The sequence below is a fragment of the Pseudomonas sp. C9 genome, assembly GCF_002000165.1.
In the GTDB taxonomy this organism is placed as follows: Bacteria; Pseudomonadota; Gammaproteobacteria; order Pseudomonadales; family Pseudomonadaceae; genus Aquipseudomonas.
Genome location: NZ_MPAK01000001.1, coordinates 1368256 through 1388331, shown reverse-complemented (window position 1 = coordinate 1388331; position 20076 = coordinate 1368256). Strand labels below are relative to the sequence as shown.

General features: G+C 60.7%; 19 protein-coding genes. 7 read left to right on the top strand and 12 right to left on the bottom strand.

What is annotated here, in order from left to right; all coding sequences use genetic code 11:
• From BMS17_RS06580 to BMS17_RS06560, 5 genes are read left to right on the top strand one after another with little or no spacing between them, the layout of a single operon-like run.
• On the top strand, positions 1–2004 hold the full coding sequence (locus tag BMS17_RS06580; protein ID WP_046032857.1) for a heme lyase CcmF/NrfE family subunit: 2004 nt from the start codon (positions 1–3) through the stop codon (positions 2002–2004).
• Positions 2001–2537, top strand: coding sequence for a DsbE family thiol:disulfide interchange protein (locus BMS17_RS06575; RefSeq protein ID WP_046032858.1), 537 nt, complete (start codon positions 2001–2003; stop codon positions 2535–2537). The genes BMS17_RS06580 and BMS17_RS06575 overlap by 4 nt, the downstream gene beginning before the upstream one ends.
• Entirely contained in the window at positions 2534–3004 is a 471-nt protein-coding gene (locus BMS17_RS06570; RefSeq protein WP_046032859.1) for a cytochrome c-type biogenesis protein, read from the top strand. Before BMS17_RS06575 ends, BMS17_RS06570 begins: the two co-directional genes overlap by 4 nt.
• Positions 3001–4203, top strand: coding sequence for a c-type cytochrome biogenesis protein CcmI (gene ccmI / locus BMS17_RS06565; RefSeq protein WP_077430654.1), 1203 nt, complete (start codon positions 3001–3003; stop codon positions 4201–4203). Before BMS17_RS06570 ends, ccmI begins: the two co-directional genes overlap by 4 nt.
• 14 nt (positions 4204–4217) lie before the next feature.
• Positions 4218–4622 carry a hypothetical protein gene (locus BMS17_RS06560; RefSeq protein WP_046032861.1) on the top strand — a complete coding sequence of 135 codons (405 nt, stop codon included), beginning with the start codon at positions 4218–4220 and terminating at the stop codon, positions 4620–4622.
• A gap of 162 nt (positions 4623–4784) precedes the next feature.
• Here BMS17_RS06560 and BMS17_RS06555 read toward each other — a convergent pair whose 3' ends face one another.
• The 4 genes from BMS17_RS06555 to BMS17_RS06535 all read right to left on the bottom strand — a co-directional run bounded on the left by BMS17_RS06555 (position 4785) and on the right by BMS17_RS06535 (position 8533).
• Complete coding sequence (locus BMS17_RS06555) at positions 4785–5672, bottom strand: LysR family transcriptional regulator (protein WP_077430653.1); 888 nt, start codon at positions 5670–5672, stop codon at positions 4785–4787.
• A 43-nt stretch (positions 5673–5715) separates the two neighbouring features.
• Positions 5716–6435: an SDR family oxidoreductase gene (locus BMS17_RS06550; RefSeq protein WP_046032863.1), complete on the bottom strand. Its 720-nt coding sequence runs from the start codon at positions 6433–6435 to the stop codon at positions 5716–5718.
• A 49-nt stretch (positions 6436–6484) separates the two neighbouring features.
• Positions 6485–7141, bottom strand: coding sequence for a peroxiredoxin-like family protein (locus BMS17_RS06545; RefSeq protein ID WP_046032864.1), 657 nt, complete (start codon positions 7139–7141; stop codon positions 6485–6487).
• 186 nt (positions 7142–7327) lie between these two features.
• The gene (locus tag BMS17_RS06535) at positions 7328–8533 is read right to left on the bottom strand and encodes an MFS transporter (RefSeq protein WP_046032865.1); all 1206 of its coding nucleotides are present in this window, start codon (positions 8531–8533) and stop codon (positions 7328–7330) included.
• A 234-nt stretch (positions 8534–8767) separates the two neighbouring features.
• Here BMS17_RS06535 and BMS17_RS06530 point away from each other — a divergent pair, with 234 nt between their 5' ends.
• The gene (locus BMS17_RS06530; RefSeq protein ID WP_175648954.1) at positions 8768–9397 is read left to right on the top strand and encodes a hypothetical protein; all 630 of its coding nucleotides are present in this window, start codon (positions 8768–8770) and stop codon (positions 9395–9397) included.
• 195 nt (positions 9398–9592) lie between these two features.
• On the opposite strand, the gene BMS17_RS06525 is transcribed toward BMS17_RS06530, so the two are convergent.
• The 8 genes from BMS17_RS06525 to gcl all read right to left on the bottom strand — a co-directional run bounded on the left by BMS17_RS06525 (position 9593) and on the right by gcl (position 19159).
• Complete coding sequence (locus BMS17_RS06525) at positions 9593–10591, bottom strand: sulfate ABC transporter substrate-binding protein (RefSeq protein ID WP_046032867.1); 999 nt, start codon at positions 10589–10591, stop codon at positions 9593–9595.
• A gap of 91 nt (positions 10592–10682) precedes the next feature.
• Positions 10683–11507 carry an ion transporter gene (locus BMS17_RS06520; protein WP_046032868.1) on the bottom strand — a complete coding sequence of 275 codons (825 nt, stop codon included), beginning with the start codon at positions 11505–11507 and terminating at the stop codon, positions 10683–10685.
• 21 nt (positions 11508–11528) lie between these two features.
• Entirely contained in the window at positions 11529–12443 is a 915-nt protein-coding gene (locus BMS17_RS06515; RefSeq protein WP_046032869.1) for an urea transporter, read from the bottom strand.
• A gap of 115 nt (positions 12444–12558) precedes the next feature.
• A complete protein-coding gene (gene pyk / locus BMS17_RS06510; RefSeq protein ID WP_046032870.1) occupies positions 12559–13974 on the bottom strand; it encodes a pyruvate kinase in 1416 nt (471 codons plus the stop codon).
• Positions 13964–15244, bottom strand: coding sequence for a glycerate kinase (locus tag BMS17_RS06505; RefSeq protein WP_077430651.1), 1281 nt, complete (start codon positions 15242–15244; stop codon positions 13964–13966). The genes pyk and BMS17_RS06505 overlap by 11 nt, the downstream gene beginning before the upstream one ends.
• A 172-nt stretch (positions 15245–15416) precedes the next feature.
• Positions 15417–16307, bottom strand: coding sequence for a 2-hydroxy-3-oxopropionate reductase (locus BMS17_RS06500; RefSeq protein ID WP_077430650.1), 891 nt, complete (start codon positions 16305–16307; stop codon positions 15417–15419).
• A 150-nt stretch (positions 16308–16457) separates the two neighbouring features.
• Positions 16458–17240: a hydroxypyruvate isomerase gene (hyi, locus tag BMS17_RS06495; RefSeq protein WP_077430649.1), complete on the bottom strand. Its 783-nt coding sequence runs from the start codon at positions 17238–17240 to the stop codon at positions 16458–16460.
• Between the two features lie 143 nt (positions 17241–17383).
• Entirely contained in the window at positions 17384–19159 is a 1776-nt protein-coding gene (gene gcl, locus BMS17_RS06490; protein WP_077430648.1) for a glyoxylate carboligase, read from the bottom strand.
• 267 nt (positions 19160–19426) lie between these two features.
• Between gcl and BMS17_RS06485 the strand changes: the two genes are divergently transcribed.
• Entirely contained in the window at positions 19427–19867 is a 441-nt protein-coding gene (locus BMS17_RS06485) for a heme-binding protein (protein ID WP_046032875.1), read from the top strand.
• Positions 19868–20076 lie beyond the last annotated feature (209 nt).

The following is a 20076-nucleotide window of genomic DNA, read 5'->3' as shown; positions in this document are numbered from 1 at the left end:
ATGACATCCGCTCTCTATAATTCAGGGCTGTTTATCCCCGAACTGGGCCACCTGGCCATGATCCTGGCGCTGTGTTTCGCGCTGGTTCAGGCCGTGGTGCCGTTGCTCGGTGCCTGGCGCGGTGACCGCTTGTGGATGAGCCTGGCGCAGCCGGCCGCCTGGGGTCAGTTCACCTTCCTGGTGTTCGCCTTCGGGTGCCTGACCTACGCGTTCATGACTGACGACTTCTCGGTCGGCTACGTCGCCAGCAACTCCAACAGTGCCTTGCCGTGGTACTACAAATTCAGCGCGGTATGGGGCGCCCACGAAGGGTCATTGCTGTTGTGGGCATTGATCCTCGGCGGCTGGACCTTCGCGGTGTCGGTGTTCTCCCGCCAATTGCCGCAAGTCATGCTGGCCCGGGTACTGGCCGTGATGGGCATGATCAGCACCGGTTTCCTGTTGTTCCTGATCCTCACGTCCAACCCGTTCAAGCGCATCCTGCCGCAGATGCCCAGCGATGGCGCCGACCTCAATCCGTTACTGCAAGACATCGGCCTGATCGTTCACCCGCCGATGCTGTACATGGGTTACGTCGGTTTCTCGGTGGCCTTTGCCTTCGCCATCGCGGCGCTGATGGGCGGTCGCCTGGATGCCGCGTGGGCTCGCTGGTCGCGTCCGTGGACCATCGTCGCCTGGGCATTCCTCGGCATCGGCATCACCCTCGGGTCGTGGTGGGCGTATTACGAACTTGGCTGGGGCGGCTGGTGGTTCTGGGACCCGGTGGAAAACGCCTCGTTCATGCCTTGGCTGGTGGGCACCGCGCTGATTCACTCGTTGGCGGTCACGGAAAAACGTGGCGTGTTCAAGAGCTGGACCGTGCTGCTGGCCATCGCCGCGTTCTCGTTGAGCTTGCTGGGTACGTTCCTCGTGCGTTCCGGCGTGCTGACGTCGGTTCACGCGTTTGCGTCTGACCCTGAGCGCGGCGTGTTCATCCTGATCTTCCTGTTGTTTGTGGTCGGTGGTTCGCTGACGCTGTTCGCCCTGCGCGCGCCTGTGGTCAAGAGTCAGGTGGGCTTCAACCTCTGGTCCCGGGAAACCCTGCTGCTGGGCAACAACCTGGTGCTGGTGGTGGCGGCTTCGATGATCCTGCTCGGCACCTTGTACCCACTGATCCTCGACGCAATGACCGGCGCCAAGCTGTCGGTCGGCCCGCCGTACTTCAACGCGTTGTTCATTCCATTGATGGCGTTGCTGATGATGGTGATGGCCGTCGGTGTGATCGTGCGCTGGAAAGACACGCCGGTGAAATGGCTGGCCAGCATGCTCACGCCGGTATTGCTCGGCAGTGCCGCACTGGCCGTAGTGGCCGGCGTTGCTTACGGCGATTTCAACTGGGCGGTGATCGCGACGTTCATGCTCGCGGCCTGGGTATTGCTGGCCGGCGTGCGCGACATCTTCGACAAGACCCGCCACAAAGGCCTGATCAAAGGCTTGCCGACCCTGACCCGCAGCTATTGGGGCATGCAGGTCGCGCATTTGGGCATTGCCGTGTGCGCACTGGGCGTCGTGTTGTCGAGCCAGAACAGCGCCGAGCGTGACCTGCGCCTGGCGCCGGGCGAGTCCATGGACCTGGCCGGTTATCACTTCGTGTTCGAAGGCGCCAAGCACTTCGAAGGCCCGAACTTCACCTCCGACAAGGGCACCGTTCGAGTGATTCGCGACGGCAAGGAAGTCAGCGTGTTGCATCCGGAAAAGCGCCTCTACACCGTGCAGAACTCGGTGATGACCGAAGCCGGGATCGACGCCGGCTTCACCCGTGACCTCTACGTCGCCCTCGGTGAGCCACTGGGCGATGGCGCCTGGGCTGTTCGTGTCCACGTCAAACCGTTTGTGCGCTGGATCTGGTTCGGCGGACTGCTGACCGGTTTCGGTGGGTTGCTGGCGGCGCTGGATCGTCGTTATCGGGTCAAGGTGAAAAGCCGGGTGCGTGAAGCACTGGGCATGTCGGGAGCCACTGCATGAAGCGTTGGTTGATGTTGTTGCCACTGGCGATTTTTCTAGTGGTCGCTGTATTCCTTTACCGTGGGTTGTACCTGGACCCGGCCGAGCTGCCTTCGGCGATGATCAACAAGCCGTTCCCGGAGTTTTCCCTGCCTTCGGTGCAGGGCGACAAGACCCTGACCCGCGCTGACATCGTCGGTAAACCGGCGCTGGTCAATGTCTGGGGCACCTGGTGCATTTCCTGCCGGGTCGAGCACCCGGTGCTGAATAAGCTGGCCCAGCAGGGCGTGGTGATTTATGGCATCAACTACAAGGACGTCAATGCCGACGCCTTGAAGTGGCTGGTGGAGTTTCACAACCCCTACCAACTGGATGTTCGTGACGATGCCGGCACCCTGGGTCTGAACCTCGGTGTCTACGGCGCGCCGGAAACCTTCTTCATCGACGCCAAGGGCATCATCCGCGACAAGTTCGTCGGCGTGATCGACGAGCAAGTCTGGCGTGAAAAACTGGCCGCCAAGTATCAGGCGCTGGTCGATGAGGCCAAGCCATGAAGCGCTGGATAGCCGCCGTGGTGTTGGGCTTGAGCTTGGCCGGCGTGGCACACGCGGCCATCGACACCTACGAGTTCGCCAAAGAAGGTGATCGCGAGCGTTTTCGCGAGCTGACCAAAGAGCTGCGTTGCCCCAAGTGCCAGAATCAGGACATTGCCGATTCCAACGCACCGATTGCCGCCGACCTGCGCAAAGAGATTTTTCGCATGCTGGGCGAGGGTAAGGACAACCAGCAGATCATCGACTTCATGGTTGATCGGTACGGCGATTTCGTCCGCTACAAACCTGCACTGAACGCCAAGACTGCACTGCTCTGGTTCGGCCCGGCCGGTCTGCTTTTGGGCGGTTTTGTGGTCATCGCCGTGATCGTCCGCCGTCGTCGCGTGCAACGCGCCGAAACCAAGACTGAGCTTTCCACCGATGAGCGTGAGCGCCTCGACCACCTGTTGGATAAAAACCAAGAATGATTGATTTCTGGCTCGCTGCAGGTCTGCTGCTTCTGGTTGCCCTGAGTTTTCTGTTGATCCCGGTTCTGCGCGGTCGCCGCGCTCAGCGTGAAGAGGATCGTACTGCCCTGAACGTCGCGCTGTATCAAGAGCGCGTGGCTGAGCTGCAGGTTCAGCAGGAAGAGGGCGTTCTCGACGCGGCGCAAATGGACGCCGGCCGCGCCGAAGCGGCCCGTGAGCTGCTCGCCGACACCGAAGGCGTTGGGGCGCCGCGAGTGACCCGCCTGGGCAAGCCGTTGCCTTTGCTGGCGGCGGTTCTGGTTCCGGTGTTGGGCCTTGGTTTGTACCTGCATTTCGGTGCCAGCGACAAAGTCGAGCTGACCCGCGAGTTCGCTCAGGCGCCGCAGTCGATGGAAGAGATGACCCGTCGGCTGGAACGCGCCGTCGCCGCTCAACCGGAGTCGGCTGAAGGCCTGTATTTCCTCGGCCGCACGTACATGGCTCAGAATCGTCCGGGCGACGCGGCGAAGATTTTCGAACGCACCGTGAACCTGGCCGGTCGCCAACCGGAACTGCTCGGCCAATGGGCTCAGGCGCTGTATTTTGCCGAAGGTAAAAAGTGGTCGGACAAGATTCAGGCCCTGACCGATGAAGCGCTGAAAGCCGATCCGAAAGAAGTCACCAGCCTGGGCCTGCTCGGTATCGCGGCGTTTGAAAGCCAGCGTTACCAGGACGCCATCAACTACTGGAATCGTCTGTTGACGCAACTGCCACCCGATGACAACTCCCGCGCTGCGCTGCAAGGCGGGATTGCCCGGGCCACCGAGAAGCTCGAAGCCAGCGGCGGCAAGGTGGTTCAGGCACCTGCGGCCAAAGCTGCAGCGTTGTTGAAAGTCACCGTTGACCTGGCCCCGGCGCTCAAAGCCAAGGTCCAGCCGGGCGACAGCGTGTTCATTTTCGCCCGCGCCACCTCCGGTCCACCTGCACCGTTGGCCGCCAAGCGCCTGACCGTGGCCGACTTGCCGGTGACCGTCGAATTGGGCGATGCCGACGCCATGATGCCGCAGTTGAAACTGTCGAACTTTCCTGAAGTCCAACTGGTTGCGCGCGTCTCCCGTGCCGGCCAACCGACTGCCGGTGAATGGGTCGGTCGCAGCCAGCCTCTGGCCAGCAACACGACGGCGCCGCAGACACTGACCATCGACAGCCCGGACAAATAACAGGAAAACGCCCCATGACCGCCATCGCTCGTATCACCCTGCTCAGTCTGGTCTTGGGGTTAAGCGCTTGTGCGGTCCAGCCGCCGGAGCGAACATCGCCGCCACCGATTCCGCCGTCACAGCCAAGGCCTACTCCGTCGCCAACACCCACGCCAGGTAAACCGGGCATTCCGGCCAAGCCTGCCAAACCGATGCCGCGCACTTCCGCCAGCTTCGCGCCGCCGCCGGGTGGCAACAGCCATTGGGATGCCAAACTCGGCGTCTACGTGCTGGATGACCAGACCAACACCTTCTACCGCCAGCGCACCTACTACCGCTGGAACAATGGCTGGAGCCGCTCGATCAGCCCCAACGGGCCATGGGAAGACACGGATATTCACGGCGTGCCGGGTGGGTTGGGACGGCAATTCGGGCAGTAAGCAAAGGCGACCTTCGGGTCGCCTTTTTTGTGCCTGTTGAAATTCCCGATTCACCCCAAACCTGTAGCAACTGGCGAAGCCTGCGTTCGGCCGGTCCGCGCTCGGGCGAAGCAGTCGTGAAATCAGTCCACGCGTACTGTCAGGAAACGAAACCGGCGAACCTCAGTTCTCTTTTGTCAGCAACCCCTGCACATACTCCCCAAACGCCCGCGCCTTGGCGCTGGCCATTCTTCCGGTCGGAAACACTGCCCACAGGTCCAGGTTGGGCAGCGTCCAGTCGGTCATCACTTCCCTGACCGCCCCGTTGGCCAACTCCGGGGCAAACATCCATTGCGACGCCATGGTCAGCCCTTGATGAGCCAGCACTGCTTCTCGCAATCCCTCGGCGGCGTTGACGCGGATTCGGCCGCTGATGATCACGGCCTGTTCTTCAGAGGCGTTTCGAAATTGCCAATTGGCGCCGCCGCCCAAGGAGTAGACGACCGCCTGATGCTTGCACAGGTCAGCGGGGCAGGTGGGTTCGCCGTATTTTTCGAAGTAGGCCGGTGTGCCCAATACCACGCGTCGACACTCGGCGATTTTGCGGGCCGTCAGCCCCGAGTCGCTCAGGGCGCCCATGCGCAGGGCAATGTCGACGCCTTCCTCGACCAGATTGACGTTACGGTCGTCGAGCATCAGGTCGATGTTCAAGTCCGGGTTCTGTTCGAGAAACGGCCCGAGGTGCGGCACGATGTGCAGCCGGCCGAAGGTCACGGCGGCGCAAATGCGCAGGTTGCCAGTGAGTCCGCTGGCGGCACCGCGGGCGGCGTTGTCGGCCTCGTCGGCTTCTTCGAGGGCGCGTTTGGAACGCTCGAAAAAGGCCAGGCCGGCCTCGGTCGGTGTCAGGCCTCGGGTTGAGCGCAACAGCAGTCGCACGGCAAGACGTGATTCCAGCTGCGCAATGGCTTTCGACACGGCGGGCTGGCCGATATTCAGACGCCGGGCGGCGGCGGAAAACGAGCCGGTTTCCACCACGTAGACGAAGGTTTCCATTGCGCCGAGGCGGTCCATCGAAGGTCCTTATGAAGTTCTGAAATTCACCGAAAATTGTCGGTCAGAAAGCGGCTTTTCCTATTGAGGCGCCGCCGTCGACAAACAACGTTTGCCCGGTAATAAACCCACTCTGCTCGGACAACAAAAACGCAATCGCCGCCGCGATTTCTTGTGGTTGCCCCAATCGACCCATCGGCACTCCCGCCAGATACCGTGCTTCACCTTCACTGCCCGGCGGGTTATTGGTGCGAAACAGTTCGGTCTCGGTCGGCCCTGGCGCCACGGCGTTCACCGTCACGCCGGTTTTTGCCAGTTCCAGCGCCCAGGAGCGCGTGAAGCTGATCAGCGCTGCTTTGGCCGCCGCGTAGGCCGTGCGTTGGGTAATCCCCAGGACGGTCAGGCTGGAGATGTTCACCACCCGACCCCACCCCTTGTCGCGCATGTGGGGCAGCAGCGCCTGAGTGGCCTGCAACGCCGAATGGAGGTTGACCCGCATCACGTCGTCGAAGGTGTCCAGGTCAATCTCGCCCAGTACTTGTGGGCGCACCAGGCCGACGTTGTTCACCAGCCCGTCAAATTCGTAAGTCCGGGCCAGATCGGCCAGCACTTCCTGGGTCAGGACGCGGTCGCTCAGGTCCAGCGGAAACAGGATGCCGGGGAACGTCAGGTCGGGCGTGCGGGCGATGCCCACCACCCGGTGGCCCGCACGATCCAGGTGCTCGGCCACAGCGCGGCCAATGCCTTTGCTGGCGCCGGTGATGAGGAAGGTACGACGGGTCATTTCACACTCCTTGAAAAAACATGCCGCGGGTCAGGCGGCATTTGATCGGTTAGCCGCGAATAGCATCCAGCATCGCTTCAGGCTCAGGACGCTGAGTGTAATCCGGGTTGACCTCGGCGTAACGAATCACACCGTCCTGACCGATCACATAGCGTGCCGGCATCGGCAGCGTCCACGACGGATCATCATTGAAAGTTGGCAAATCGTTACGCAGATTCTTGTACAGCTCGATCAGGTAATCCGGCAACTCAAAGCGCAAACCCAATGCATGCGCCACGTCATTGTGGGTGTCGCTGAGGATAGGAAACGTCAGGCCATTGGTACGCATCGACTTGCGGCTGTTGGCGGCGATCTGTGGCGAAATCGCCAGCAGGCTGGCGCCGGCGTCCTGCAACATTGGTAGAAAATCCTGTAACGCTTGCAGCTCCATGTTGCAGTAAGGGCACCACACGCCACGGTAAAACGTCAGCACCAAAGGCCCCTTGGCCAGCAGATCGATGGAGGACACTGGATGCCCGTCGGGATCTTTCAGGGTAAACAGCGGCGCCTTGTCACCGACCTTCAGCGCTTTGTTCGCCGCACCCGAGGCGATCAGCTCGGCAGTCGCGCGCTCCATGATCGGGTGGATGTCAGCCGGGGCGTTATAGGGCGGCTTGCCAGCCTTGAAGTCCGCTTTGAAGGCATCGAGTTTTGCTTGCAGGGTCATGATCGTAATCCTTGGTGGGAAAGCCGGTTGGCTGGGATCAATGGTGACCTTGAGGCGGGGAGGGCGGAACGCAGGTGGGGGCATAGGATTCATTCTTGGGGGGAATGAGGTGGCGGATACGTCACATTTGTCGGAACACCGACCGGATCTTGCTCCGGCCGGCATTGCGAAGTTGTTTTTGAACACTTAAGCCGTCGCCAGCGAGCCCTTCTGCGAAACACTCAAAAACCGCAGCAACGCCAACAGTGGAAACGCGCTGCCGACTATCACGATCCACAACCAGCCACCGTGCTCGTACACGGCGCTGGCCACCGAAGAGCCGAAGGCGCCGCCGATGAAGATGCTGGTCATGTACAGCGCATTCAGGCGGCTGCGGCTTTTGGCGTCGAGGGCGTAGACCGCGCGTTGGCCGAGCACCATGTTCATCTGCACACAGAAGTCGAGGACCACGCCGGTCACGGCCAGGCCAATGACGCTATAGAGCGGATGGATGAATGCCGGCAGAAAGCTCAGGCTGGCGAATAGCAGGGCCAGCAGCGAGGCGATGCGCGTGTGGCCGGCATCCGCCAGGCGCCCGGCGATGGGCGCCGCGATAGCGCCGATGGCGCCGACGAGGGCGAAGATCGCGATCTGGGTTTGCGACAGGCCGTGATTGCGCGCCAACTCCAGCGGCACGGCGGTCCAGAACAGGCTGAAGGTCGCGAACATGCAGCCTTGATAAAACGCACGCTGACGCAATACCGGTTGTTGGCGCAGCAATGTCCACAGCGAACCCAGCAATTGCCCATAAGACGCACTGTGATCAGGCTGGCGCTTGGGTATGGTCAGCGCCAGCACGATGCTGATCGCCGCCATCAACACCGCTGCTATCACAAACATCGCGCGCCAGCCGAAATAGTCAGCCACCACGCTGGACACCGGGCGAGCCAGGAGAATCCCCAGCAGCAACCCGCCCATGATCCCGCCGACCACGCGGCCACGCGACTCTTCCGGAGCCAGGTGCGCGGCCAGTGGAATCAGGATTTGCACCGACACCGAGCTGAAGCCCACCAGCAACGAAATCAGTAAAAACACATTGGGCTGATCGGTGAACGCGGCGCCCAGTAAACTCGCAATCGCCACCACGGTGGTGATGATCATCAGTCGGCGGTTTTCCAGCAAATCGCCCAGCGGCACGAGGAAGAAAAGCCCCAGTGCGTAGCCAATCTGTGTCAGGGAAACGATCAGGCTGGCCATGGTGCTGGTCAGGCCGATGTCCGGCGCGATCAGGCCGATGATCGGTTGGGCATAGTAGAGGTTGGCCACAATGGCGCCGCAACAGAAGGCGAAGAGCAGCACCATGCCTTTGGTCATTGTCGTGGCACCGTGAGGCGCCTGCGTCGCTGGTTTCATAACGTGTCTCGCTGAACAGAAGGGAATGCGCGAAGGCTAAGCGGCAAGCCTGGACGGCGGAAGTGGGATTGAAGTGATAGTAATCATTCCATTGCGGAATGAGTGGCGCCGGCATGTGCGGTTGGCCAATGCACCTTGCGTCCAAATAATCAGGTCCGATGATACATTCACTTACATCCTGTTCGATAGCGTGCTTATGTTCTCTCTCACGTTTCATCACCGCAAGGTACTTCCATGAATACGATGTTCCGTCACCTGATTCGCGGCGCTTCGGCCCTGACACTGATCACATTGTTCACCACAGGCCTGGCCCAGGCCGCCGACGCACCGGGTTTGCGCATAGGTGTGCGCGGCGAGATCACCGGCGTCAGCCCTGATGTGTTGAAGGTTCACGTCAACAGCGGCGAAAACGTCGTGATCAACCTGACCCCAGATACCAAAGTCCGCGCTGTTACGTTGGCCAATATCGACGACATCAAACCGGGCAGCTACATCGGCTCGGCGGCTATTCCTCAGGAGGATGGCACTCTCAAGGCGTTGGAAGTCCATGTCTTCCCACCGGAACTGGCAGGCAGCGGCGACGGCCATCGACCGTTCGACCTGGTCAAGGGCAGCAGCATGACCAACGGCAGCGTCGGCGATCTGGTGGTCAGCAACGGCCGGGTCTTGACGGTCAACTACAAGGGCGGCCAGCAGAAGATTCTGGTGCCGGAGGACGTGCCGATTGTGAACCTGATGCCGGGGGATCGCAGCTTGTTGAAAGTGGGGGTGAAGATCGTGACATTTGTGACGCAGAGTGCGGACGGGACGCTGACGGCTCAGTCGATTTCTGCGGGTAAGGAGGGTGTGACGCCGCCGATGTAAGGGCTTGGCGAAATCCTTGTGGGAGCGGGCTTGCACGCGAAGAAGGCGCTACATTCAGCATTGATGTGACTGATAAACCGCCATCGCGGGCAAGCCCGCTCCCACAGGATTGACGTCGTACAAGGAAACTGTAACCGCTGAAACCCACAAAAAAGGCGACCTGCAAAGGTCGCCTTTTTCATGGCCGCTCAGTGATTACTGACCGGTGTAGATCTGATCGAAAACCCCACCGTCATTGAAGTGAGTCTTCTGCACGGTGCGCCAGTCACCGAAGGTCTTCTCCACCGACAGGAAGTCCACTTTCGGGAAACGATCCGTGTACTTGGCCAGCACCGCCGGGTCACGCGGGCGCAGGTAATTGGCTGCCGCAATTTCCTGGCCTTCCGGCGACCACAGGTACTTCAGGTATTCCTCGGCGGCGGCACGGGTGCCTTTCTTGTCGACGGTTTTGTCGACCACCGACACCGGTGGCTCGGCTTCGGCGGAAACGCTTGGGTAGATCACTTCAAATTGGTCGCGACCAAACTCGCGGGCAATCATTTCCGCTTCGTTCTCGAAGGTCACCAGGACGTCGCCGATCTGGTTGGTCATGAACGTTGTGGTAGCGGCACGACCGCCGGTGTCCAGCACCGGTGCTTGCTTGAACAGCTTGCCGACGAACTCCTTGGCCTTGTTCTCGTCACCGCCGTTCTTCAGCACATAACCCCAGGCGGACAAGTAGGTGTAGCGGCCATTGCCCGAGGTTTTCGGGTTGGGCACGATCACCTGAACGCCGTCCTTGAGCAGGTCAGGCCAGTCTTTCAGGGCTTTCGGGTTGCCTTTACGGACGATGAACACCGTGGCGGAAGTAAACGGCGCACTGTTGTTCGGCAGGCGCGTGACCCAGTTCTCCGGCACCAGTTTGCCGTTGTCTGCCAGGGCGTTGATGTCGGTGGCCATGTTCATGGTGATGACATCAGCCGGCAAGCCGTCGATGACCGAGCGCGCTTGTTTGCTGGAGCCGCCGAAGGACATCTGCAGGGTGATGTTTTCGTTGTGTTCGGCTTGCCAGTGTTTCTGGAAGGCAGTGTTGTAGTCCTTGTAGAAATCGCGCATCACGTCGTAAGAAACGTTGAGCAGGGTCGGTGCGGCCTGGGCCATGCTGGTCAGTGCCAGGCCAGCGGCCAGAAGTGAGGCGCCAAAGAGTTTTTTCACTGCGCAGTCCTTGTTCTATTTAAATTGAGGCAATTTGCCAGCGACTATAACTGGGCTCGCATAGAGCCTTAAAGATTAAAAAGCTCTTTGCTTATTCCTGTTTTTTGAACAGCGCATTGCCGCAGCGAGAGCAGAACGATGCTTCCTGTTCATGGTTGTCTTTGGTACACACCGGGCAATCGTGATGCAACTGGCCACCGCGCATGGCCGTGGCCAGTTCGGCGGTGAAGATCCCGGTGGGTACGGCGATGATCGAGTAACCGGTGATCATCACCATCGACGAAATCACCTGGCCCAACGCGGTCTTGGGCACGATGTCACCATAGCCGACGGTGGTCAGCGTCACGATCGCCCAGTAGATGCCTTTGGGAATGCTGGTGAAGCCATGTTGCGGGCCTTCAACCACATACATCAGGGTGCCGAACACCGTGACCAGGGTGCAGACGCTGAGGAGGAACACGAGGATTTTCTGCTTGCTGCCGCGCAGGGCATCGAGCAAGTAATGGGCTTGCTTGAGGTAGGGACCGAGCTTGAGCACGCGGAAGATGCGCAGCATCCGGATCACCCGAATGATCAGCAAGTACTGGGCGTCGCTGTAATACAGCGCGAGGATGCCCGGCACGATGGCCAGCAGATCCACCAGGCCGTAAAAACTGAACGCGTAACGCATGGGTTTGGGCGAGCAATACAGGCGCAGGAAGTACTCGCCCAGGAAAATCACCGTGAAGCCCCACTCGATGGCCGCCAGCAGGCCGGCGTAGTTCTGATGAACGTCATCGATGCTGTCGAGGATCACCACCACCAGGCTGGCGAAAATAATCAGCAGCAGGCTTGAGTCGAAGCGCCGTCCGGCGACGGTGTCGGTCTGGAAAATAATCACGTAAAGGCGATTGCGCCACGTGTCGTTGCTGTTCATTCAAATCGCCTTGGCCGCTAATCAGCGCAGCCTAGGTTGATTCTCCCCGGGAACGCAAGGCGCGCTTTCGACCGTGGCTTTGCCGAGCATCTGCACAACCGTGCGGATCAACCAGCCTGCGAGAATGAACGGCGCGGTCAGCGTGGGCAGGCCGATGGCGGCAAAGACCGGCGTCAGTAACAGCGCCAGGCCGATGCCCACCAACGGCAGCCACGGTTGGCGACGCTGTGAGCTGAAGGCGAGGGCGGCGAGTACGGCGTTATAGCTCCCGAGACCGAGCAATGCGCTGTAGAAGTCGTGGTGCAACATACTCCAGCCCATGCCCGCGACAGACGCCAACAACGCCCAGCAGAATGCACGGCGATCTGCGATCAGCAAACCGACGGCAATCATCGCACCGGCCAGTGGATGGCCGAGGAACATCACTTGACCCACGCCTTTGAAGGGGGCGGCGAGCATGTTCAGCGTGTTGATTTCGATCAAATGCGCCGTTGTCGAGGGCGTGGCGAAGCACAGCAGCAACCAGCCCAGCCCGACGAAGGGCGCCGTGTAGGCCGGCAGGCATTGGCTGACCCGGACGCGCTTGAGCCACTGCTGGGTGATCATCGCGCTCAGACCGCCGGCGGCCAGAATTAGCGGTGGCATCATCGCCGACCAAGGGAAATACAAACTCAGCAACAGACCGAGCAGAACGCCGTTGTAGCTGAACAACCCGGCCTGACGATCAGCCTTGGCATAGTTGCGGCGTTGCGCAGTGAGCAAACCGGCGACACCGCCCAGCAGCGCACCGCCGAGCAACGTCGGCGCGGTAAACAGAATCGCCAACAGGCACAGCAGGCCGCACAGCGGATTGCGCTGGAGGAAGATCTGACTGAAGCCGTTGAGCAACGCTTCGGCCCAGTCGGGACAGTGGGTGTTGAAATGGTGGGCAGGCATTTTAGTTCAGTGTGTCAGTGGGACCGTGTCGCCTGCATCGCGAGCAAGCTCGGCTCCTACAGGTCCTCAACGAACCGTAGGAGCCGAGCTTGCTCGCGATGAGGCCGGATAGGCGCTAAATCAATGTCTCGATACGCAGTGAGTTAGTCGATCCCGGCTGCCCAAACGGCACACCTGCCGTGATCAATAATGTATCGCCACGCTTGGCCATGCCCTGTGCCTGGGCGATTTCCAGCGCCGTCGAGCACACTTCATCCACTTGCCGCAGTCGGTCATTGACCACCGAATGCACGCCCCACGCCACGGTCAAGCGGCGCGCGGTTTGCAGGTTCGGTGTCAGGTTGAGGATCGGCACCGTCGGCCGTTCCCGCGCCGCGCGCAAGCTCGAGGTGCCGGACTCGCTGTAGTTCACCAGCACGGCCACCGGCAGCACGTTGCTGATGCGACGAATCGCGCAGCTGATCGCATCGGACACCGTCGCCTCGGCTTTCGGTCGGCTCACGTCAAGTTGTGCCTGATAGTCCGGGCCGTTTTCCACCTGGCGGATGATCTTGCTCATCATCTGCACGGCTTCCAGCGGGTACTCGCCGGAGGCGGTTTCCGCCGACAGCATCACCGCATCCGCACCTTCGGCCACGGCGTTGGCCACGTCGGTAACCTCGGCCCGGGTCGGGGCCGGGGAGAAGCGCATCGACTCCAGCATCTGCGTGGCCACCACCACCGGTTTGCCTAGCTCGCGGCAGAGGGTGATGATGTTTTTCTGAATCTGCGGCACGCTTTCGGCGGGCACTTCCACGCCGAGGTCGCCACGCGCCACCATGATCGCGTCGCTCAACTCGGCGATTTCCCGCAGTTGCGTCACGGCCGATGGCTTCTCGATCTTGGCCATCAAAAAGGCCTTGTCGCCGATCAGTTCGCGGGCTTCGCGAATGTCTTGCGGACGTTGCACAAACGATAGCGCGACCCAGTCCACACCCAACTCCAGACCGAAGCTCAAGTCGCGGCGATCCTTGGCGGTCAGCGGGCTTAGTTCCAGCACCGCTTGCGGCACGTTCACGCCTTTGCGGTCCGACAGTTCGCCGCCATTCAACACGGTGGTGTCGATGGCGTCGGAGTACTTGGTGACCACTCGCAAACGCAGCTTGCCGTCGTCCAGCAGCAAGTCCATGCCCGGCTCCAGCGCCGCGATGATTTCCGGGTGAGGCAGATTAACGCGGCGCTCGTTCCCTGGCGTCGGGTCCAGGTCCAGTCGCAGGGCCTGACCGCGATGCAGTTGCACCTTGCCCTCGGCAAACTTGCCGACCCGCAGTTTCGGGCCTTGCAGGTCCATCAGAATACCCAGCGGATAATTAAGCTGGCGCTCGACTTCACGAATCCACTGGTAGCGCTGTGCGTGGTCGGCGTGATCGCCGTGGCTGAAGTTCAGGCGGAAAATGTTGACCCCGGCCTGCACCAGTTCGCGAATGTCGTCGATCCCGTCGGTGGCGGGGCCGAGGGTGGCGAGGATTTTAACCTTCTTGTCAGGCGTCATTTTTTGGGTTCTCGAGAATCAGGATGGCGCGGAAGTCGTTGACGTTGGTGCGGGTCGGCTCAGTGACGATCAGGGCGTCCAGTGCCTCGAAATAACCGTAGCCATTGTTGTTGTCCAACTCGTCGCTGGCGCTCAGGCCCAACGCCGTGGCACGGGCGTAGCTGTCCGGGGTCATGAGGGCGCCGGCGTTGTCTTCGGAGCCATCGATGCCGTCGGTGTCACCGGCCAGGGCATACACACCGGGCAGGCCTTTGAGGCTGTCGGTCAGGCTCAGCAGGAATTCGGCGTTGCGCCCGCCACGGCCATTGCCGCGCACGGTCACGGTGGTTTCACCGCCCGACAAAATCACACATGGCGCCGCCAGTGGCTGGCCGTGCAGGACCACTTGCCGCGCAATGCCGGCGTGAACCTTGGCCACTTCACGGGATTCGCCTTCCAGATCACCGAGGATCAGCGGGCTGAAACCGGCCTGCCGCGCTTTCACGGCGGCCGCTTCAAGCGATTGCTGTGGGCGGGCGATCAACTGGAAGTGGCTGCGGGCCAGGCTCGGGTCGCCGGGTTTGACCGTCTCCGATTCCGGGCTTTGCAGCCAGTTGCGCACAGAGACCGAAACGTCAATGTCGTAGCGCTTGAGGATCGCGAGTGCTTCGGCAGAGGTACTTGGGTCGGCCACGGTCGGACCGGAGGCGATGACCGTGGCGAGGTCGCCCGGTACATCGGAAATCGCATAGGTATAAACAGTGGCAGGCCAGCAGGCTTTGCCGAGACGGCCACCCTTGATCGCCGAGAGGTGCTTGCGCACGCAGTTCATCTCGCCGATGGTCGCGCCGGATTTGAGCAGGGCTTTGTTGATTGATTGCTTGTCGGCGAGGGTGATGCCGGCCGCCGGCAATGCCAGCAGGGCAGAGCCGCCGCCCGAAAGCAGGAAGATCACGCGGTCGTCTTCGGTCAGGTTGCTGACCAGTTCAAAGACCCGTTTGGCAACGGCCTGACCGGCAGCGTCCGGCACTGGGTGGGCCGCTTCGACCACTTCGATTTTTTCGCACGGGGCACCGTGACCGTAACGGGTCACCACCAGACCGCAGACTTCACCCTGCCAGCAACGCTCGACCACCTGGGCCATGGCGGCCGCGGCTTTGCCGGCGCCGATGACGATCACCCGACCGCTACGGTCTTTGGGCAAATGGGCTTCGAGGACTTGCTGTGGGTGGGCGGCGTCGATGGCTGTGGCAAACAGCTCGCGCAGGAATTGTTGCGGATCGACCGACATGGCGGGCTCCCGGAATTCTTGTTATTGGGGTTATCGAACGTGCACGATCCCTGTAGGAGCAAGGCTTGCCCGCGATGCAGACGCTGAGGTGTTTCTGCTGCACCGAGGCGATTCCATCGCGGGCAAGCCTTGCTCCTACAGAGGGCCAGTCAGGCCCTCTGTAGCGCAGGGCTTACTTATCGCGAATCGAGAAATTCGCCATGTGCTCCAGGCCCTTGATCAGCGCCGAGTGGTCCCAATTGCTGCCACCAATGGCTGCGCAGGTGCTGAACACTTGCTGGGTGTTGGCGGTGTTCGGCAGGTTGATGTTCAGTTCCTTGGCCCCTTGCAGGGCCAGATTCAGGTCCTTCTGGTGCAGGCTGATGCGGAAACCCGGATCGAAGGTGCCTTTGATCATGCGCTCGCCGTGTACTTCGAGGATCTTCGAGGAGGCGAAACCGCCCATCAGTGCTTCACGCACCTTGGCTGGATCAGCACCGTTCTTCGAAGCGAACAGCAGGGCTTCAGCCACCGCCTGAATGTTCAGCGCCACGATGATCTGGTTCGCCACTTTCGCGGTTTGACCGTCGCCGTTGCCACCGACCAGGGTGATGTTCTTGCCCATGGCCTGGAACAGCGGCAGGGCGCGTTCGAAAGCATCGGCATCGCCGCCGACCATGATGCTCAGGCTCGCCGCCTTGGCGCCGACTTCACCGCCGGACACTGGTGCGTCGAGGTACTGGGCGCCTTTTTCATTGATTTTGGCGGCGAAAGCCTTGGTGGCAGTAGGCGAGATCGAGCTCATGTCGATGACGACTTTGCCTTTGCCAACACCGGCTGCAACGCCGTCGGCGCGGAACAGCACGTCATCGACCTGGGGGGTATCCGGCACCATGACGATGATGAATTCGGCTTCTTGTGCGACTTCTTTCGGGTTCGCCAGAGCAACGGCGCCGCCAGCAACCAAGTCGGCAGGGGCAGCGTCGTGGTGCGCCGACAGGAACAGGCTGTGGCCGGCTTTCTGCAGGTTCAACGCCATTGGGTGGCCCATGATGCCGGTGCCGATAAATCCGATTTTAGCCATGAGAAAATCCTCTTGTTTTTGTCTTGCTCAAGCAAATAGGGGGCGTAGCTTTTTGTAGGAGTGAGCCTGCTCGCGATTCAGCCGCTGCGGTACATCAGGTGTACCAAGGTGATTTCATCGCGAGCAGGCTCACTCCTACAGGGATCGGTGTCAGATCGCGTTATGGGTTTTCAGCCAGCCCAGGCCAGCTTCAGTGGTGGTCAGCGGCTTGTATTCGCAACCCACCCAACCCTGATAACCGATGCGGTCAAGGTGTTCGAACAGGAAGCGGTAGTTGATTTCACCGGTGCCCGGTTCGTTGCGCCCAGGGTTGTCGGCCAACTGGATGTGGTTGATCTCGCCCAGGTGCGTGGCCATGGTGCGGGCCAGGTCACCCTCCATGATTTGCATGTGGTAGATGTCGTATTGCAGGAACAGATTGGCGCTGCCGACCTGTTCGCGAATCGACAGGGCTTGCGCGGTGTTGTTCAGGTAGAAACCCGGGATGTCGCGAGTGTTGATCGCTTCCATCACCAGTTTGATGCCCACCGCTTGCAGCTTGTCTGCTGCGTATTTGAGGTTGGCGACGAAGGTTTTTTCCACGGTGACATCGTCCACGCCTTGTGGGCGAATACCGGCCAGGCAGTTGACCTGGGTGTTGCCCAGCACTTGCGCGTAAGCAATGGCGAGGTCGACACCGGCGCGGAACTCTTCAACCCGATCCGGCAGGCAAGCGATACCGCGTTCGCCCTTGGCCCAGTCACCGGCCGGCAGGTTGAACAGCACTTGGGTCAGACCGTTGGCATCCAGCTTGGCCTTGATCTCGGCAGAGCTGAAGTCGTATGGGAACAGGTATTCGACACCACTGAAGCCGGCCTTGGCGGCCGCTTCGAAACGGGCAAGAAAATCCTGCTCTGTGAACAGCATGGACAGGTTGGCTGCGAAACGCGGCATGGTGGTCTCCTGTAAAAATAGTTGCCTGTAGCCGCTGCCGAGGCACGAGGCTGCGTTGGGCTGCGAAGCGGCCCCCGAGGGCGGTCCTGCGGACACGCAACGCAGCCTCGTGCCTCGGCAGCTGCTACAGGTATCAGGTCTTCTTAATCAAGCAACGAAATCGCCGTTGGCGCATCGTTGCCGACCAGCGCCAGGTCTTCGAATTCGTTGACGGCGTTGATCTCGGTGCCCATGGAAATGTTGGTCACGCGCTCCAGAATAATCTCGACAATCACCGGCACCTTGAACTCTTCGATCAGTTCCTGAGCCTTGCGCAGGGCAGGCTGGATCTGGCTTGGTTCAAACACGCGCAATGCCTTGCAGCCCAGGCCTTCGGCCACTGCGACGTGATCGACACCGTAACCGTTGAGTTCCGGAGCGTTCAGGTTATCGAAGGACAGCTGCACGCAGTAGTCCATGTCGAAACCGCGCTGAGCCTGACGAATCAGCCCCAGGTACGAGTTGTTTACCACAACATGGATGTACGGCAGTTTGAACTGCGCGCCGACTGCCAGCTCTTCGATCATGAACTGGAAATCATAGTCGCCCGACAGCGCCACGACCTTACGGGTCGGATCCGCCTTGACCACGCCCAGTGCCGCCGGAATGGTCCAGCCCAAGGGACCTGCCTGACCGCAGTTGATCCAGTGACGCGGCTTGTAGACGTGCAGGAACTGCGCGCCGGCAATCTGCGACAGGCCAATGGTGCTGACGTAGCAGGTGTCTTTGCCGAACACCTGGTTCATTTCTTCGTAGACGCGCTGCGGCTTGACCGGCACGTTGTCGAAGTGAGTCTTGCGCTGCAGGCTGGCTTTGCGCTGCTGGCAGTCTTGCAGCCAGGCGCTGCGGTTTTTCAGCTTGCCGGCGGCTTGCCATTCACGAGCGACTTCAATGAACACGGTCAGCGCGGCTGCGGCGTCAGAAACGATGCCCAGGTCCGGGTTGAACACGCGGCCGATCTGCGTCGGTTCGATATCAACGTGAATGAACTTGCGGCCTTCGGTGTACACGTCGATCGAGCCGGTGTGGCGGTTGGCCCAACGGTTGCCGACGCCCAGTACCAGGTCGGATTTGAGCATCGTCGCGTTGCCGTAACGGTGCGAGGTTTGCAGGCCGACCATGCCCACCATCAACGGGTGATCGTCCGGGATGGTGCCCCAGCCCATCAGGGTTGGAATGACAGGGATGCCGGTCAGTTCGGCGAACTCGACCAGCAACTCGCTGGCGTCCGCATTAATGATGCCGCCACCGGCAACCAGCAATGGGCGTTCAGCCTGATCGAGCATGGCCAGGGCCTTCTCGATTTGCACGCGGTTAGCGGTGGGCTTGGCGAGCGGCAGTGGTTGGTAAGCGTCGATGTCGAATTCGATCTCGGCCATCTGCACGTCGAACGGCAGGTCGATCAACACCGGGCCTGGACGGCCGGAGCGCATTTCGTAGAAGGCTTTCTGGAACGCATAAGGCACCTGGCCCGGTTCCATGACGGTGGTTGCCCACTTGGTCACTGGCTTGACGATGGTGGTGATGTCGACAGCCTGGAAGTCTTCCTTGTGCATACGGGCGCGGGGTGCCTGGCCAGTAATGCAAAGGATTGGAATCGAGTCGGCCGAGGCGCTGTAGAGCCCGGTGACCATGTCGGTACCGGCAGGGCCGGAAGTACCGATGCACACGCCGATGTTGCCGGCCTTGGTGCGGGTGTAGCCCTCGGCCATGTGCGAGGCGCCTTCAACGTGGCGAGCGAGGACGTGATCGATGCCACCGACCTTCTGCAGGGCGGAGTACAGCGGGTTGATTGCAGCACCCGGGATGCCAAAAGCGGTATCAACCCCTTCACGGCGCATCACCAGAACGGCGGCTTCGATTGCTCTCATTTTGCTCATGGTTTTGTGCCTCTTACGTTTTGTAATTGTATACAAGTGGCTTTGCGCAGAGTGTATTCACGGCGGACGGCGCAGGTCAATCCATTTTCTCAAGCGACTGTTTCATTCGTCGGAAGCCCTTTAACGTGTGGCTTTTCGTCGCATGTGGCGCTTTTCGATAATTATTGTATACAAAAAAATAATTCATTGTGTTCTATTTGTTGCATCGGACTGCGGCACAACGGCGCAGCCCAACGGCTTTCCGAAAAACAAAATGAGGACGGCACCATGAGCGCTTTAACCTTGAAAGTCGCAGTCAACCTGATCGATCAGGCCATCTCTGCCGGGCGTGCAATCTCTGCAGCTCCATTGACCATTGCAGTACTGGATGCCGGCGGGCACCTGATCACCCTGCAACGCGAAGACGGCGCCAGCCTGCTACGCCCGCAGGTCGCCATCGGTAAGGCCTGGGGCGCCATCGCCCTGGGCAAAGGCTCGCGTCTGCTGGCGCTGGACGCACAACAACGCCCGGCGTTTATCGCGGCGTTGAACAGCCTGGGGCAGGGCAGCATCGTGCCGGCACCGGGTGGTGTGCTGATTCGCGATCTGGCAGGGAACGTGCTGGGGGCGGTCGGCATCAGCGGGGATCTGTCGGATGTTGATGAACAGTGCGCGATTAGTGCGATCGAGGCGTTGGGGTTGACGGCGGATGCTGGGGTTACTGCTTGATCTGTAGCGTTTGAGTAATTGCCATCGCGGGCAAGCCCGCTCCCACAGGAATTGGAGGTGCTCACATTTTTGCGTACGCCATCAAACACTGTGGGAGCGGGCTTGCCCGCGATGGCTCTCTATCAGACACATCCTGCTAAAGGTCTGTACCGCCCGCTGCCAATTCCGGGTCTAGCCTTTTCATGACTTCATCACGAGAGTGGCAAAGG

Coding starts and splice junctions, on each gene's coding strand:
- BMS17_RS06580 (WP_046032857.1), top strand. CDS start 1: ATGACATCCGCTCTCTATAATTCAGGGCTGTTTATCCCCGAACTGGGC.
- BMS17_RS06575 (WP_046032858.1), top strand. CDS start 2,001: ATGAAGCGTTGGTTGATGTTGTTGCCACTGGCGATTTTTCTAGTGGTC.
- BMS17_RS06570 (WP_046032859.1), top strand. CDS start 2,534: ATGAAGCGCTGGATAGCCGCCGTGGTGTTGGGCTTGAGCTTGGCCGGC.
- ccmI (WP_077430654.1), top strand. CDS start 3,001: ATGATTGATTTCTGGCTCGCTGCAGGTCTGCTGCTTCTGGTTGCCCTG.
- BMS17_RS06560 (WP_046032861.1), top strand. CDS start 4,218: ATGACCGCCATCGCTCGTATCACCCTGCTCAGTCTGGTCTTGGGGTTA.
- BMS17_RS06555 (WP_077430653.1), bottom strand. CDS start 5,672: ATGGACCGCCTCGGCGCAATGGAAACCTTCGTCTACGTGGTGGAAACC.
- BMS17_RS06550 (WP_046032863.1), bottom strand. CDS start 6,435: ATGACCCGTCGTACCTTCCTCATCACCGGCGCCAGCAAAGGCATTGGC.
- BMS17_RS06545 (WP_046032864.1), bottom strand. CDS start 7,141: ATGACCCTGCAAGCAAAACTCGATGCCTTCAAAGCGGACTTCAAGGCT.
- BMS17_RS06535 (WP_046032865.1), bottom strand. CDS start 8,533: ATGAAACCAGCGACGCAGGCGCCTCACGGTGCCACGACAATGACCAAA.
- BMS17_RS06530 (WP_175648954.1), top strand. CDS start 8,768: ATGAATACGATGTTCCGTCACCTGATTCGCGGCGCTTCGGCCCTGACA.
- BMS17_RS06520 (WP_046032868.1), bottom strand. CDS start 11,507: ATGAACAGCAACGACACGTGGCGCAATCGCCTTTACGTGATTATTTTC.
- BMS17_RS06515 (WP_046032869.1), bottom strand. CDS start 12,443: ATGCCTGCCCACCATTTCAACACCCACTGTCCCGACTGGGCCGAAGCG.
- pyk (WP_046032870.1), bottom strand. CDS start 13,974: ATGACGCCTGACAAGAAGGTTAAAATCCTCGCCACCCTCGGCCCCGCC.
- BMS17_RS06505 (WP_077430651.1), bottom strand. CDS start 15,244: ATGTCGGTCGATCCGCAACAATTCCTGCGCGAGCTGTTTGCCACAGCC.
- BMS17_RS06500 (WP_077430650.1), bottom strand. CDS start 16,307: ATGGCTAAAATCGGATTTATCGGCACCGGCATCATGGGCCACCCAATG.
- hyi (WP_077430649.1), bottom strand. CDS start 17,240: ATGCCGCGTTTCGCAGCCAACCTGTCCATGCTGTTCACAGAGCAGGAT.
- gcl (WP_077430648.1), bottom strand. CDS start 19,159: ATGAGCAAAATGAGAGCAATCGAAGCCGCCGTTCTGGTGATGCGCCGT.
- BMS17_RS06485 (WP_046032875.1), top strand. CDS start 19,427: ATGAGCGCTTTAACCTTGAAAGTCGCAGTCAACCTGATCGATCAGGCC.